This window comes from bacterium, assembly GCA_023150945.1.
Taxonomy (GTDB): Bacteria; Zhuqueibacterota; Zhuqueibacteria; order Zhuqueibacterales; family Zhuqueibacteraceae; genus Coneutiohabitans.
Genome location: JAKLJX010000012.1, coordinates 93,201 through 107,688 on the forward strand (window position 1 = coordinate 93,201; position 14,488 = coordinate 107,688).

Genomic DNA, 14,488 nt, shown 5'->3' on the forward strand with positions numbered 1-14,488 from the left:
AAAACTTCAAGCGTCGTGAAAACTCTGAGGACTTTGATGCAACGGCCAAGCCGTTGCAGGAGCATTCCTCAAAAATCCGCAATTCCGGATGGACACCAAAGGAGTATGCAAATACGATCACAGTGTCGCCGGCCCGCATTCACCGCGCCAGCACGATGTATCCGTTTTTCACGTTGCGGCCGTGATTCTGCAGCGAATAGAGATAGATTCCGGGCGGCAGCGGCCGGCCGTGATCATCGCGGCCATCCCAGAGGAATTCATTTGCCGGTAACCGATCGGCCGAGAGCACGGTTCTGCCTTCGGTATTAAACACGCGCAGGCCCGGTTGCGCCAGCGCCAAACCGGCATAAGAAAATTTCACCGCGTCGTTGTAACCGTCGTGGTTGGGGGTGAAGGGATTGGGCCGCACGAAAAAAGCCGGCATCGGCTCGGCCGGCAGAATCTCCACCACCAGCTCCTGGCTGTTGTTGTCTTCGGATTCTTCGGCGATCTGATCCTCGGCATCGACGCGCAAACGCAAGTGATGGCTGCCGGCTTGCGGGAAGCTCACCAGAAAGTTTTTGCTGAGCACTGCGCCGCCGGCCATTTGCGTGATCAGCGTGTCTTGCACCAGTTCGCCATCGCGGCGCAGCTCGAGTCGAAACGGCGTGGGAATGGCATCAAGGCGATTGCGAAATTCTCCCACGACCCGGCCGCTGGCGTTGGGCCGCAGGTCGCCGAGCGGCCGCAAGGCCGTTGCCATCAAATCAAAAACCGCGGACCGCACGCGGAAACTGAACTCCTCCGCCATGGGATTGGGCGGCAGCGCTCGATCATGCGCCGCGATTTTGACGGTCACGTTTTCACCGGGAGGGAATGGCGCCGCGGGCCGATATTGCACGAAGTAATCGCGCGGGCCGCCGCTCAGCGCCGGCGCCACGGCAGTGCCATTCACCCAAAGCTTGAGGCTGTCGGCGGCCACACCGCTGGCTTCATCGCGCAGATGAAATGAAATGCCGGCGGTGGCCGGCACCGCTTGCGCGCCGGGCGCGGGCTGGCGGTCGCTGAGAAATGGGGGCTGATCGTCTCGCACGATGCTGAAGGTGTAGCGATCTTCCGGCATTAGATTAGGCGGAATGGCCGAATCCGCGGCGCGCACGCTCACCGTTACTTCCTCGTTGTAGCGCAACGCCGCCTCCGGCTGATAGCGCACCGTGAACTGCCGCGCATTGCCTGTGATCACCGGCGTGACGAGGCGTTCATTCACTGCCAGCACAATCGCGGCGCTGTCCACGCCCGCACCGGTGTCGTGAATCTCCACGCTGATCGCGTTCTCCGGCAGCACGTTCACTGCGCCGCGGCCGGGATTGTGGCCGGTGGTGAAAGGTGGTTCGCGATCAAGCAACACGCCGGTGACCTCGAGCGATATTGTATCACTCGCCGCTAACTTGCCGGCGCGACCGGTGATGATGAAATCATATGTGCCGGCCGGCAGTGTCGGCGCGGTTTGCAGCGTCAAGGTCGTTACACTCCCCGGTGAAACCACCGGTTGATCGAATTGCGCGGTCACGCCCGGCAAGTTCGGCCACCACGACAGCGCCACCGCTTGGTTGAAACTGCCGAGCGGCCGCACTTGCACTTGAAACTCGGCGCGGCTGCCGGCCAGCAGTCCACGCCGCCGCGGCAGTGCCACCAACTCAAAACCGGAGGCCTGGCAAGAGGGCACGAGAACCGTTCCCGCGACTGAATTCTGCGGCGTCTCGAGCGCTGACACATGAGCCTGCAGGCGCCAGGTGGTATCCGCCACCACCGGCAGCGCCTTCACCAACCAGGCTACCGTGCCACTCGCTTGCGGCGCCAGGCTGCCGGGCGTGAGGCTCTTGCGTGCGCTTTCGCCGGGCGCGAGCGCAAGCCCAGCCGGCAATTCCAAACGAGCAGTCACTTGCTCCGCCGCCGAAAAGCCGCGATTGGTGACGAGCAGGCTGACGTTGAAGGGATTGGGCGCGAGCGAATCGTTCACGCAGGACAGCCGCGCTTGCGTGTTGAGATTCAAAGAAAGCACGCCCGGCGCGCGCCGGACCTCGCCCAGGCCATAATAGGTCGCAACCGAACGACGCTCACCCGGCACCAGCCGCACCGGATCCCAGCGCAACAGCAGGGCGCTGTCGTTGTATGCCGAGGTGTCGGGCGCAGCCGGCGCGTAATCCCATTTCACTTGCGTGAGATTGATCCAATCGCCGATGGCGAAAAAATCCGGGCGCACCGCACTGCCGCCGGCGAGGGTGCCCTGTGCCACCAAGCCGCTGCTGTCGGGTCCGAATTCAAAGGCGAGATAGAAATCCGGCACCTCCGGCCCGCTGAAGATCTTTTCGCGATCACTGTAGCCGGTGCCGGCGAGCACGGGCGCGCGATCATTGGCATTGATTTTTGTGTCGAGCTCGAGCAGCAAGCCGGCGGCATGCGGCACCGTGTCGCGATTGGTGAGCAAATAGTGGATGAAAATCGCGCCGGTGGTATCGCTGAATTGCTCCGGCCGCAACCGCTGTTCGAGCCTGAGCGGCCCGGCGCCGTATTCACATGTAATCGTGCCGTCGGCCAATAAGCTGGGCGCTGTGAGCAGCGGTAAATTGGACAAGCCGGTGGTGAGGGGATCGTTGCTGTAGAGGCTGTCATCCAGGCGGAGCGTGAGGTGGGAAGTCTGCGGCGGCTCGGGAAAATCGAACAGCAGCGGCTGATCTTGCGCGGTGCCGATGTTGAACAGTCCGGCATGGACGAAGTGGCCGGTTGGCAGCGTGTCGGTGGTGGCGCGCACCTGCACCGCGACGATGCTGTTGCCCGAGCGCAACAATTGCGCGGTCTCGCCGGCGAATGTTTTGGAGTGGCGATTGCCGTTTTTGCCGAGGTGGCTGCCTGCTGCTTGCCCCCATAGTTCAATCGCGCTGCTCAACAAAACGAGAATGCCTAGCAACCAACCCTGCGACGTCTTCCCCAAAGGAAGCACATCATCCTCCTGGGATTAGGGCTGAGCACCATCCTGAAGCCTGTTGTTGCAGATTGCCAAAGTGGGAGAGCAAGGCTTGTCTGAGTGGAATCGTAGCTCAATCTAGGAATGTTGTTCAATTTGTCAAGGTGGAAGTTCGGCATTTCGCTTGACTTTGCCTGGTGCTGGGCATATCTTCACGCCCATCACAGACAATCATTGCCGTTGCGGTGCGGAATTCAGATCGTATGAAACCAGCCGAAAAAATATGGAACCGAAGAAAACACGCGCACGACCGCGAGTGTGGCTGCTGCTGATTGCACTGGCCGTAATTCTCACCTTTGTCCTGCCGCAGCTTTTGGGCGAAGCGCCTGCCCGGCAGATTCCCTACAGTGAATTCAAAAGCCTGCTGCGCCAACAAAAGATCACCCGCTGTACCATCGGGCCGGAAAGCATCACCGGCTTCCAGCGCGCCGATTCAACCGCGGCGGCCGCCCCCGGCTTTCTGAAGAAACTCTTCACCCGGGAAGCAGCCCAGCCCGGCGAAATCGCCTTTGCCACTGTGCCGATCAACGATCCGGATTTGATCAAGGATCTCGAAGCTGCGGGCGTGGCCTATGCCGGCGCCGCGGGCGACTGGTGGCAGGACATGCTGCTTATGTTCGGCGCCACGCTGCTGTTTCTCATTCTCATCTTCTTTGTGATGAGCTTGCTCTCGCGCCGCTTCAATCCCCAACGCGGGTTGATGACGATCGGCGAGAACAAGGCCAAGATCTACGTCGAAGGCAATACCAAAGTCACTTTCAAAGACGTGGCCGGCATCGATGAAGCGGTCGAGGAGGTCCGTGAAGTCGTGGAGTTTTTGCGGCAGCCGGACAAGTTCATCGCGCTTGGCGGCCGCATTCCCAAGGGCGTGCTGCTGCTCGGGCCGCCGGGCACCGGCAAGACCCTGCTGGCGCGCGCGGTGGCGGGCGAGGCCGGCGTGCCGTTCTACCAGCTCAGCGGTTCGGAATTCGTCGAGATGTTCGTGGGCGTGGGCGCGGCGCGCGTGCGTGATCTCTTCAAGCAGGCGCAACGCCACAAAGCTGCCATCATCTTCATTGATGAGCTGGATGCCATCGGCAAGGCGCGCGGCGCCGGCCCGTTCAACAGCCATGATGAGCGCGAGCACACGCTCAATCAATTGCTGGTGGAGATGGACGGCTTCGATGCCAACAATCGCGTGATCATCATGGCCGCCACCAATCGCCCGGAGATTCTCGATCTGGCGTTGCTGCGGCCCGGCCGCTTTGACCGGCAGATCGTGGTGGATCGGCCCAGCCTCGCCGGCCGTGCCGCCATCCTGCGCGTGCACGGCAACAAAGTCCGGCTGGCCAAAGACGTGGATTTGCGCGTGATCGCCTCGCGCACGCCGGGATTCGTGGGCGCGGATCTCGCCAACGTTATCAACGAGGCGGCGCTGCTGGCGGCGCGCGCCAACAAACGCCAGATCGACATGCGCGATCTCGAAGAAGCCATTGACCGCGTCATTGCCGGTTTGGAGAAGAAAAGCCGCGTGCTCAACAAGCGCGAGAAGGAAATCGTGGCCTATCACGAGGCCGGCCATGCGCTGGTCGCCGCCAGCTTGGAGGGTGTCGATCCGGTGCATCGCGTCAGCATCATACCGCGCGGCGTGGCCTCGCTCGGCCATACGCTGCAGCTTCCCACCGAGGACCGCTATCTCATGACGCGCACGGAATTGTTGGGCCGGTTGAAGGTGTTGCTCGGCGGCCGGGTGGCGGAGGAAATCGTCTTCAAGGAAATTTCCACCGGCGCGCAAAACGATCTCGAGCGCGGCACTGCCATCGCGCGCAGCATGGTCATGGAATACGGCATGAGCGCCCGCCTGGGCCCGCTGTTCTATGGCAACGACAAGCGCAATCTCTTTCTCGGCGGCGAGGCGTTCGGCAAACCCTACAGCGAAAAGATCGCCAGCCAGATCGACGAGGAAGTGCGCAGCATCGTTGACAAGGCCTATCACGAAGTCGAGCGCCTGCTGTGGCGCAAACGCCAGCGCTTGGCGCGCCTCGCCATGCTGCTGCTCGAAAAGGAAATGGTGGAAGGCGAAGAGCTGCAGGAAGTGCTGCAGGGCAAGAACAAACCGGCTGCCGGTTCCCTGACTGCCGGTAATCAAGAGAACGGCAAACCGTCTGAATGATCACGCGCATGGTGGCCTTGAAACACGCTTGTTGCGCTGTCATCCAGTAGAAATCTTGTGAAGATAACCACAGCGCTTCCTGCAGCGGCTTGGCCGCTGCCTGCAAGCCTCAGGGTTTCCACTGTGCTCGAAATTCTTGAAGCCCCGGCTCAGCCGAGGTTGAAACATTTTGCGGAAGTAACCATGCACCGTGCAGCAACCCTCATCTGCCGTGCGCAGTGTGCCGGCTGAATGGCGGAGACTGACGACATGCCGACGCGATCGCACTCCAGCGGCAATTCCCGCGGAGCGCAACCCGGCGTCTTGCTGGCGCTGATGCTTGTGCTTGCCGCCTGTGCTGCTTCTCCTGCTGTTGCCTCTCCTCGCGAAGATCACCAGCGGCGCCCCGCAAGCCTGTCCGCGCCTTCCTTTTTGAATACCAACACTCTCTGGCCCGCGCTGCCTGCCGGCTTGCATCTGAATCTCGCCGGCGAAATGCGGTCGCGCTGGCGCGCACCGCTCTCCGGTTTGCAGGGCCGTTTGCTGCGCCTGGGCGTGATTCGCCTCGATGCCGGCGTGGCCGAGGGCGTGGTGCTGCAGGTTCGTGGCGCGGTGCTGCAGCAGCTTGCGATCGATACGCGCGCCTCGCAGCCCAGACCCGGCTTTCCCCACCGCGGTACCACCCGCGACGCCGGTGATTTTTCGGTGGCCACCATCGTGCGCCTGGCGCAAAACGCGGCGCACACCACGGCCTTCGGCCTGCGCGTGGAAACCCGCCTGCCCAATTCCACCCAAAAAAAAGGCATTGGCACCAACACCACGGATCTATTCCTCGCCGCCCTGCTTTCACAAAAATTCAGCCGGCTCACGCTGCTGGCCGAGATTGGTTTGGGGATTCTCACCGCGCCGCTGGAAACCGACGAACAGAACGACGTGCTCACCTACGGCCTGGCTGCGAGCCATGACATTTCCTCCCGTCTGCAAATCGCCGCGGAAATCAACGGCTATTTGACCACGCGCAACCTCATTCCAGCCGGCACCGAGGCCCGCGGCGTGCTGCGCGCGGGCGGCCGCTGGCGCAGCAGGCATTTCGAGGCGGAATTCTCCCTCAGCCGCGGCCTCACCGCAAACGAAGGCACCTGGGGAGGGATGGTGGGAGTCGGGCGGGGGGTGAGGTTGTGAGGGGCGAAATAGTGTGATGACGGCCATGCGTGAAGAGCCTTATTACGCCACTCTCTAAGAATGTTCACTTTGCTGAGGGTGATCCACCGACAACGCAGACGCACGCAGATGAAGACCTGAAGATGATCCGCGGATAACTGATGTACATCCATCTGTGTCATCTGTGCAATCTGCGGAGAGACAGATTATTTACCCACCTCCCCGGCGCGGCCGCCGTTCACCGGCAGTTTCCCTCCATTGGCCGATACCCGCGCAGCTTTCCGCGGCCGCCGGCGTATCTTAGGCCGTAACCAAAACCAATCGGGAGGCTGATCATGAGAAAAGAATCGACCTGGCAGTATACGCCGCATCTTATCCTCGGCGGGCTGCTGATTGCGCTGGGCGTGATCGTGCTGTTGGAAAATCTCGGCGTGATCTATTTGGGCTCGCTCTGGGAGCTGTGGCGGTGGTGGCCGCTGATTCTGGTGTTCCTGGGGCTGAGCAAATTCTTCGCGCCCGGCGATTTCCGCGAGCGCCGCAGCGGCTTCTGGCTGATGGTGATCGGTGTCTGGCTGTTGATTTCGTTCTTCCGGGTGTTTGGCTTGGGCTTCAGTGAGTCCTGGCCGCTGCTGCTGGTGGCTGCCGGCATCAGCGCGATCTGGCAGTCGACCTCCGGCGAGCGCACCCTGATGAAGCGTCAAGGAGAACAGATATGAACGAAGAGAAGCGGTTTCGCCTGACCCCACAGCTCGTGTTGGGGTTGGTGCTGATCTTGTTGGGCCTCGTTTTCGTGCTCGACAATCTCGGCATTATCTACCGGGGCGATTTTCTGCGCTTCTGGCCGGTGCTGTTGATCATCTTCGGCGCCTTCAAGTTCGCGCAGAGTGACGGCGCCGCCGGCCGCGCCGGCGGCTTGATCCTGGTGGCGCTCGGCGGCCTGCTGCTGCTGCGCAGCCTGGATTTGGTGTATTTCAGTTTCTGGGATTTCTTCTGGCCGGCACTGCTGATCGCGGCCGGCATCAGCATGATGATGCGCGCGTGGACGCGCCATCGCAGCCATGACGGCAACCTGGATTCCGATGACTACGTGCACGGCCTGGCCATCATGGGCGGCTTCGAGCGCACCAACAACTCCCAGAATTTTCAGGGCGGCGAGTTGACCGCGATTATGGGCGGCTGCAAGCTCGACCTGCGCCAAGCCGCGATGCGCGGCAACGAAGCCATCCTCGATATCTTCGCCTGGTGGGGCGGGGTCGAGATTCGCGTGCCGGAAAACTGGAGCGTGACCCTCAAGGGCCTGCCGATCATGGGCGGCTTCGCGGACAGCACGCTGCCGCCGAAGGCCGAGACCAGCAAGCGGCTGATCGTCAAGGGCATCGCGGTGATGGGCGGCGCCGAAATCAAGAATTGATTTTCCGCTTGAGAAGTGGCCGGCGCGTGTGTATGTTGCGGCCGTTGCCCTCATCCGGATTTCGAAGAGAGACGCTCGCGCATGCACCCGCTGCTCGCAGAAAAACGCTGGTTTGGACTTTACCTCGCGGCCTGGCTGCTGGCCGCCGCGCTGCTAGCCGCCTTGGTGAAATTCATGGGGAACCTGGCTTGGGAAGCGGCGCTTGCCCTCGCCCTGCCTCTGGCACTGCTTTATGCCTTCCTGTGCCTGCCGGCGTGGTACCTCTGTCGCGCCTTCCCGCTTTCGCGTACCGCGCCCAGCCGTTTGGTGACGGTGCATCTGCTCGCCGCTGCCGTGACCAGTGCCCTTTGGGTCACACTGGGAACGGCCTGGAGCGCACTGCTGGCGCGCTTCTCCTACTGGCTCAATGTAGAGGCCGAATACCTGCGCGTCATGCCGGTGTTTGCCGGCGTCGGCTTGCTGCTGTTCTGGCTGAGCGTCGTCGGCCATTATCTGGTCATTGCCTTCGAAGAAGCGCGGCTTACCGAGAAACAGGCGCTGGAGTTTCGCATTCACGCGCGCGAGGCCGAGCTGAAAGCGCTGCGCGCGCAGATCGATCCGCACTTTCTCTTCAACAGCCTGAATTCCATCAGCGCGCTCACCAGCGCGAATCCGGCCGCGGCGCGGCGCATGTGCCTGGGGCTGGCGGATTTTCTGCGCCAAACCCTGCAGCGCGGCGCGCAGAACCACATCTCGCTGGCGGAAGAACTGGAGCTGGCGCAAGCTTTTCTCGCGATCGAGCAGGTCCGCTTTGGCGCGCGTTTGCAGGTGAAGGAAACGATCGCGGCGGACAGCAAACCCTGCTTCGTGCCGCCGCTGGTGTTGCAGCCGCTGCTGGAAAATGCCATCAATCACGGCATTGCGCATTTGGTGGAGGGCGGCACCATCACGCTGGCGGCGCAGCGCAACGGTGGGCGCCTGCAGCTTGCCGTGGAAAATCCGTGTGACCCGGACCGGCCCCGCTCAACACGGCCGGGTATTGGCCTCGAAAATGTGAAGCAGCGGCTGCTGACTCTCTTCGGCACCGAGGCGAGAGTCGATATTCTCGAAAACGCCGGCCGCTTTCGCGTCGAATTGTCGCTGCCGGCGCTGACATGAGGTGCTAATTGGTGTTCGGCTGCGTTGGAAAACCTGCGTTAGCTTGCAAGCCAGTGAAGACTGAAGCCCTCGGACGGCACGGGGAAGAGCTTTGGTTAAAACCATTATGGGTAAAACCATTGTCAATGTCATCCTGCAAGGATTCTGCGTAGACTTGGGCACAGTGCCGAGTGATTCACAAAACCCTCCGGGATGACAAATCAAATGAGCTGCTCAAACGAATTGGAGTGACGGCACACTTGCCTGCCCATGACTGCGTGAAATTTGTGCCCACCCCGAAACCAGAATTGCCGTAAAGCGCATGCAGCCTGCTCCCTTCAAACTGGAACGCTACTTTGCCCGCCATGAATTCAGTGCGCAGTATTTGCTGAGCGCCTCTGACTGCGAAAGCCTGGCACTCTCCGAGCTGCTGGGCTTGGCCGACGAACGCAGCCTCGCACTTTGGCGGGAATTGAAACTCGGCTACACCGAATCCGCCGGCCATCCGCAGTTGCGCGAGGCGGTGGCGCGGCTGTATGAATCCGTCACCCCGGAACAGGTGATGATCGCCGCGCCCGAAGAACTGATCTTTCTCGCGATGAACACGTTGCTGCGGCCCGGCGATCATGTCATCACCATTTTCCCCGCCTATCAATCGCTTTACGAAATCGCGCGCAGCCTGGGCTGCGAGGTGACGCCATGGCTCTGCCAAGCCACCGCCAATGGCTGGGCGCTCGATCTCGATGAACTCGAGCGCTGCCGCACGGCCAAGACGCGCCTCCTGGTGGTGAATTTTCCCCACAATCCCACCGGTTACTTGCCCACGCCGGCTGAGCTCGAGGCGATCATTGCCTGGTCGCGGCGCCATGATCTCCATCTCTTCAGCGATGAGATGTATCGATTTTTGGAATATGATCCGGCGGCGCGGCTGCCGGCAGTCTGTGATCGCTATGAAAAAGGCATCAGCCTGGCGGGATTGTCGAAGAGTTTTGCGCTGGCGGGATTGCGCCTGGGCTGGCTGGCCACGCGCGAGGAAGCGCTGCTGCACGCCTGTCTCACGCTGAAAGATTACACCACCATCTGCAACAGCGCGCCCGGCGAGATTTTGGGATTGATGGCTCTGCACGCCCGCGATGGAATTTGGGCCCGCAATCTCGCCATCATTCGCGCGAACCGGCAGCATGCCGAATCATTCTGCCGTGTTCACGGTGATCGTTTGCGCTGGCTGGCGCCGGCCGCGGGCTCAGTCGCCTTCCCCGAGTGGCGCGGTGACGGCAGCAGCGATGAGTTCTGCCGCAAGCTGCTCGCTGCGAAAAGCGTGATGGCCGTACCCGCCAGCATTTTTGATTTTCCCAGCAATCATATCCGCCTGGGTTTGGGGCGGAAGAACTTTGCAGAAGCCTTGCAGCGCGTGGATGAATACTTGCGTGGAAACTGACCTTTCGGCCGCCGCGAAAATCGGCGTGGTGATCGTTGACGACGAAGAACTCGCCCGCGCCGTGGTGCGCGAGTATCTCGCCGCGGATCCGGAATTGCAGGTGCTGGCGGAATGCGCCAACGGCTTCGAGGCCGTGAAGGCGGTGGCCGAAACCAGCCCGGATTTGCTGTTGCTCGATGTGCAGATGCCCAAGCTCAGCGGCTTCGAAGTGCTGGAGTTGCTCGACCGCGAAGTGGCCGTCATCTTTGTGACCGCCTATGAAGAGTATGCCGTGCGCGCCTTCGAAGTGCATGCCGTGGACTATTTGCTGAAACCTTTCAGCGCCGAACGCCTGCATGCAGCCGTGGCGCGCGCCAAGCGCCGCATTGCACAGCATGAGCCGCTGCCGCGCGCGGAGTTGACCCGCGCCGCGCGCACGGCCGTGGCGCCGCTCGAGCGCATCCTGTTGCGCGACGGCAGCAAGGTGCTGGTGATTCCGGTGGCCAGGATCGACTATTTTGAAGCGCAGGATGATTATGTCGGCGTGCGGTCTGAGGGCAAGAGCCATCTCAAGCAAATGACGATCGGCGAGTTGGAAGCGGCGCTCGACAACCGGCGTTTCGTGCGCATCCATCGTTCCTACATTTTGAATGTCGACCGGCTGGACCGCCTCGAACTTTATGCCAAGGACAGCCGCGTCGCGATTCTGCGCGACGGCAGCCGCCTGCCGGTGAGCCGCGCCGGTTATGCCCGGCTCAAGGCTTTGTTGGGGTGAATGGCGGGCGAGGGTTCAGACCAGACACGGGCAGGCGTTCTGCATCACGAAATGCGCTAGGCAAGAGGGCAGCATGCTACTCGTTTCTGGCATCTCTGGGGTAAATTTGAAATTGTCAAGACACCGGCGCTTCTGCAACGGCTTGGCCGCTGCTTCAATCACCACCGCGCTTGAAGTTTTAGAAACCTCGGCTCAGCCGCGGTTGGAACACTTTCGCACAGACACGAATTGCCTGCCCTCGCTTTGAAAAGGGGAACGAGCGCTCAGCCGCATGCGGACGCGACGTTTGCGCCTGTCCGAAGAGTGCGGCGTCAAATCGCCTTGCTTGACAACTTCTCATAAAATCCCGCCAGCGCTTCCGCAAATCCCTCCCAACTGTTTTGCTGCCGGCGCTGCGCAATCGCGCGCGCCATGCGCGGCTGCATGTTTTCCTCAAAATACGCTCGAATCTTTTCCGCGAGGGCCTGCGGGTCGTGTGCGTGCAGGATCAAACCGGTTTCATTGTCCTGCACCATTTCGGCAAGCCCGCCGACGTCGGTGACGATCACCGGCAGATTGAAGTGAAAAGCGATTTGCACGATGCCGCTCTGGGTGGCGGATTTGTAGGGCAGCACGCAGACGTTGGCGGCGGAAAAGAACAGCGGCACTTCCGCGTCAGCGAGGTAGCGCACGAACAGTTTGATCTTGCCGGCGCTGCCGCTCTCGTCGATGAGGCGTTGATAGCGGCTGAAATCGCCGTACATCTCGCCGGCGATCACCACGCAATAGTCGTCGGGGAGAAATGCCGTGGCGCGGATGAGATGATCCAGGCCTTTGTAGTCGCGAATGAAGCCGAAAAAGAGAATGAGGTGCTGCGCTGGCGGCAAGCCCAGTTGCGCGCGCGCTTGTGCGGCGGCGATCGGCGGCCCGAAATGATCATAGATGGGATGCGCCTTCAGAAAATATTCGGCCGCGGGCTTCAGTCGCAGCAGATCCTGCTCCACCACCTTGCTCATCACCGCGAAGCCGTCGTAACGGTTCAAGAAGTAGCGAATGAGCTGCACGTCTCCCGGCCGGCGCTCATGCGGAATGAGATTGTCGAGAATGGCAATGGCTTGCGCGCCGTGCCGGCGCACGCGTTGCGCCACGCTTCCCAGGCTGGGTGCGAAAAACGGCATCCAGAATTTGGTGAGCAAAAGGTCGGGCCGGCAGGCGCGTATGATGGCGGCGGTTTTGAAATAAGAAAGCGGATTGATGCTGTCCAGCACGGCCTGCGCCGGCACGGGATCAACCTGATCTTCCGCGGTGACATACTGCGTGGCCCCGGGAAAAAGCAGGCCGGGATATTGGCGGGTGAAGGTGAAGGCATGCACCTCGTGCGTTTTTTCGAGCGCGCGATAGAGCGAGGCATTGAACTGCGCGATGCCGCCGCGCAGCGGATAGAAAGTCGAGAGAAAAGCGATTCTCATGGTGTGTGCCGGCTGCGCTCGACGATCGCCTGGAAAACAGTGGCGACCGGCAGATCCTGCATGCAATGCCGCGTGCGGCGGCAGGTGTTGCCGAAGTAGCAATCGCAACCCGTCTCCGGTTCCAGCAGCACGCCCAGGCCGTACAGCTCGAATTCGTGGGGATTGAAGATGTTGTTGAACAGCACCAGCGGCTTGCGCAGGCCGAGCGCGATGTGCATCATCATGGTCACCGCGGTGACGATGACGTGGCATTGGGCGGTGAGCGCGATGAATTGCGGCAGCGGAAACGTGCCGGGGTAGTACGCGCCGCTGCGGGCTTGCAAGCCGCGGTTTTGTTCGTCTTCCTCCGGGCCGCCGAGCAGCATGGGAAAACAGCCGGCCTGCCGCAGCTCGGCGATCAACGCCACCCAATAATCTTCCGGCCACTGCCGGGTGAGCCAGCGCTTGCCGCAGCCGGTGTTGAGGCCGATAATCTTGCGGCCCTGTGCCTGCTCGTGCAAGCTCTGCCATTGGCCGTCATAGCGCCGGTCGGCCTCCAAAACATAGGGCTCGCCCCGGAAGTCGAAGCCGCAGATCTCGAAAATCTCCTCCAGATAACTCTTGCGGTTCTGCTGGGAAATGCTGTCGAACGCGCCGGTGAGCAGCTTGGCCTTGGCGGCCTGATTCAAACCGGTGATTTGCCCATTGGCCAGGCCGAAGCCGAACTTGCGATCGGCATTCACATCGGTGAGCAACGCGCAGGCCTCGAGATCCTTGTCGAGATTCACCGCGATGTCGAATTTGAGATGCGAAAGCGCATAGAGCGCTTTGAAATCGAAGCGGTAGATTTTATCGACGGCAGCGGCCGGCAGGATTTCCGGCGTGTGCGTCAGCCAGGAAATGTGCGCGCCGGGATATTCTTCGTGAAAACGCTGCAGCAGCGGCGTGGTGCGGATGACGTCCCCGATCGCGCCGAGCTTGATGAGCAGGATGCGCATGCGCACCGGGTCGTATTCCTCGCAGGTGGGGCAGAGCCGGCCGCGCTGCTTGTTGGGCAGGCAGGGAATGTCGCCGCGAAAATGCCGGCAATCGAGTTTGAGATCGGAGAATTGCATGGGCCTCAGATTTTGCGAATGACGATCGAACCCCAGATGTCCGGCAGCTCGACGATCTTTTCCGGTTTGTCCTGCAGAAATTCGTTGACCGCGCGCGCGACCGCATGATTCGATTCCGGCGAGTTGTAATCATGCGCGAACAGGTAGCCGCCGGGAACCATGCGCGGATAAAAGAACTCTAGCCCGGCGCGGGTGGGCTGATAGAGATCGAGATCGAGCATGACAAAGGCGAACTTTTCCTGCTCCAGGCCGCGAACGGTCTCGGGAAAATAGCCCGGCCGGAAGACGACATGATGGGTGTCGCCGAGCGCGGCTTTCACGATTTCGATGCTGGTGTCACGAAAGCGCTGATCGGCGCCGCTCAAATCCTGCTCCGGAAAGCCGGCAAAGGTGTCGAACAAATACAAATCACGCTCCGGCGCCAACAGGTGCAACAGCGCGCTCAGCTCGCCGCGGTAGACGCCGACTTCCGCAAGACTGCCGGCGATTTGCTGGCGTTCGAGTGCAGTGACAGCATAGGCCACCGCGGCGTAGCGCACCGGATCGTCCGCACCGGTGAGGTAGTTTGCCGCCGCGCGCCCATAGGTCGGGAACTTCGGCAGCAGGCTGCGCCAGCCGCGGAAGCGGCGCACGATCTTGCGCGCAGCGCGATCCAAATGCCAACGCACGAGCAGCCTTTTGAGTTTTTCTTTCTGAGAGGTGGAAATCACGGCACCGGCCACCGGAGATGATGAATGTTTGTCCGCGAATCAGAGGATGTTGTGAGCTGGAGCCCTTGCGGCTTTCGACAAAAATGTTCCTGCAACGGCTTGGTTGTTGCATCACAAACTTCGGAGTTGCCCCGCTGCTCAACGATTGAGAGACCTCGACTCAGCCCAGGCTGAACCTCTCTCGCACATACGCTCATATGAAGCATGCAGAGATCGAGCGT

11 protein-coding genes are annotated in these 14,488 nt (G+C 61.3%); 7 read left to right on the forward strand and 4 right to left on the reverse strand.

Annotated elements, in window-relative coordinates:
• Nucleotides 1–139 precede the first annotated feature (139 nt).
• The gene (locus L6R21_16250) at nt 140–2,980 is read right to left on the reverse strand and encodes a gliding motility-associated C-terminal domain-containing protein (protein MCK6560746.1); all 2,841 of its coding nucleotides are present in this window, start codon (nt 2,978–2,980) and stop codon (nt 140–142) included.
• A gap of 247 nt (nt 2,981–3,227) precedes the next feature.
• On the opposite strand from L6R21_16250, the gene ftsH reads away from it, so the two are divergent.
• From ftsH to L6R21_16285, 7 genes are all read left to right on the forward strand, one after another.
• Nucleotides 3,228–5,156 carry an ATP-dependent zinc metalloprotease FtsH gene (gene ftsH, locus L6R21_16255; protein MCK6560747.1) on the forward strand — a complete coding sequence of 643 codons (1,929 nt, stop codon included), beginning with the start codon at nt 3,228–3,230 and terminating at the stop codon, nt 5,154–5,156.
• 249 nt (nt 5,157–5,405) lie between these two features.
• Nucleotides 5,406–6,317, forward strand: a complete 912-nt coding sequence (locus L6R21_16260) for a hypothetical protein (GenBank protein ID MCK6560748.1) — start codon at nt 5,406–5,408, stop codon at nt 6,315–6,317.
• A 314-nt stretch (nt 6,318–6,631) separates the two neighbouring features.
• Nucleotides 6,632–7,012 carry a DUF5668 domain-containing protein gene (locus L6R21_16265; GenBank protein ID MCK6560749.1) on the forward strand — a complete coding sequence of 127 codons (381 nt, stop codon included), beginning with the start codon at nt 6,632–6,634 and terminating at the stop codon, nt 7,010–7,012.
• The gene (locus L6R21_16270) at nt 7,009–7,707 is read left to right on the forward strand and encodes a cell wall-active antibiotics response protein (GenBank protein MCK6560750.1); all 699 of its coding nucleotides are present in this window, start codon (nt 7,009–7,011) and stop codon (nt 7,705–7,707) included. The genes L6R21_16265 and L6R21_16270 overlap by 4 nt, the downstream gene beginning before the upstream one ends.
• Nucleotides 7,708–7,788: 81 nt before the next feature.
• Complete coding sequence (locus L6R21_16275; GenBank protein MCK6560751.1) at nt 7,789–8,844, forward strand: histidine kinase; 1,056 nt, start codon at nt 7,789–7,791, stop codon at nt 8,842–8,844.
• A 301-nt stretch (nt 8,845–9,145) separates the two neighbouring features.
• Nucleotides 9,146–10,261, forward strand: coding sequence for an aminotransferase class I/II-fold pyridoxal phosphate-dependent enzyme (locus L6R21_16280; protein ID MCK6560752.1), 1,116 nt, complete (start codon nt 9,146–9,148; stop codon nt 10,259–10,261).
• Entirely contained in the window at nt 10,251–11,015 is a 765-nt protein-coding gene (locus L6R21_16285; GenBank protein ID MCK6560753.1) for a response regulator, read from the forward strand. Before L6R21_16280 ends, L6R21_16285 begins: the two co-directional genes overlap by 11 nt.
• Before the next feature lie 311 nt (nt 11,016–11,326).
• Here L6R21_16285 and L6R21_16290 read toward each other — a convergent pair whose 3' ends face one another.
• From L6R21_16290 to L6R21_16300, 3 genes are read right to left on the reverse strand one after another with little or no spacing between them, the layout of a single operon-like run.
• Nucleotides 11,327–12,463, reverse strand: a complete 1,137-nt coding sequence (locus tag L6R21_16290; protein MCK6560754.1) for a glycosyltransferase — start codon at nt 12,461–12,463, stop codon at nt 11,327–11,329.
• Nucleotides 12,460–13,557: a glycosyltransferase family 9 protein gene (locus L6R21_16295; GenBank protein MCK6560755.1), complete on the reverse strand. Its 1,098-nt coding sequence runs from the start codon at nt 13,555–13,557 to the stop codon at nt 12,460–12,462. The genes L6R21_16290 and L6R21_16295 overlap by 4 nt, the downstream gene beginning before the upstream one ends.
• Nucleotides 13,558–13,562: 5 nt before the next feature.
• Nucleotides 13,563–14,267, reverse strand: coding sequence for a TylF/MycF family methyltransferase (locus L6R21_16300; GenBank protein MCK6560756.1), 705 nt, complete (start codon nt 14,265–14,267; stop codon nt 13,563–13,565).
• Between the last annotated feature and the right edge of the window lie 221 nt (nt 14,268–14,488).

Coding starts and splice junctions, on each gene's coding strand:
- ftsH (MCK6560747.1), top strand. CDS start 3,228: ATGGAACCGAAGAAAACACGCGCACGACCGCGAGTGTGGCTGCTGCTG.
- L6R21_16260 (MCK6560748.1), top strand. CDS start 5,406: ATGCCGACGCGATCGCACTCCAGCGGCAATTCCCGCGGAGCGCAACCC.
- L6R21_16265 (MCK6560749.1), top strand. CDS start 6,632: ATGAGAAAAGAATCGACCTGGCAGTATACGCCGCATCTTATCCTCGGC.
- L6R21_16270 (MCK6560750.1), top strand. CDS start 7,009: ATGAACGAAGAGAAGCGGTTTCGCCTGACCCCACAGCTCGTGTTGGGG.
- L6R21_16275 (MCK6560751.1), top strand. CDS start 7,789: ATGCACCCGCTGCTCGCAGAAAAACGCTGGTTTGGACTTTACCTCGCG.
- L6R21_16280 (MCK6560752.1), top strand. CDS start 9,146: ATGCAGCCTGCTCCCTTCAAACTGGAACGCTACTTTGCCCGCCATGAA.
- L6R21_16290 (MCK6560754.1), bottom strand. CDS start 12,463: ATGAGAATCGCTTTTCTCTCGACTTTCTATCCGCTGCGCGGCGGCATC.
- L6R21_16295 (MCK6560755.1), bottom strand. CDS start 13,557: ATGCAATTCTCCGATCTCAAACTCGATTGCCGGCATTTTCGCGGCGAC.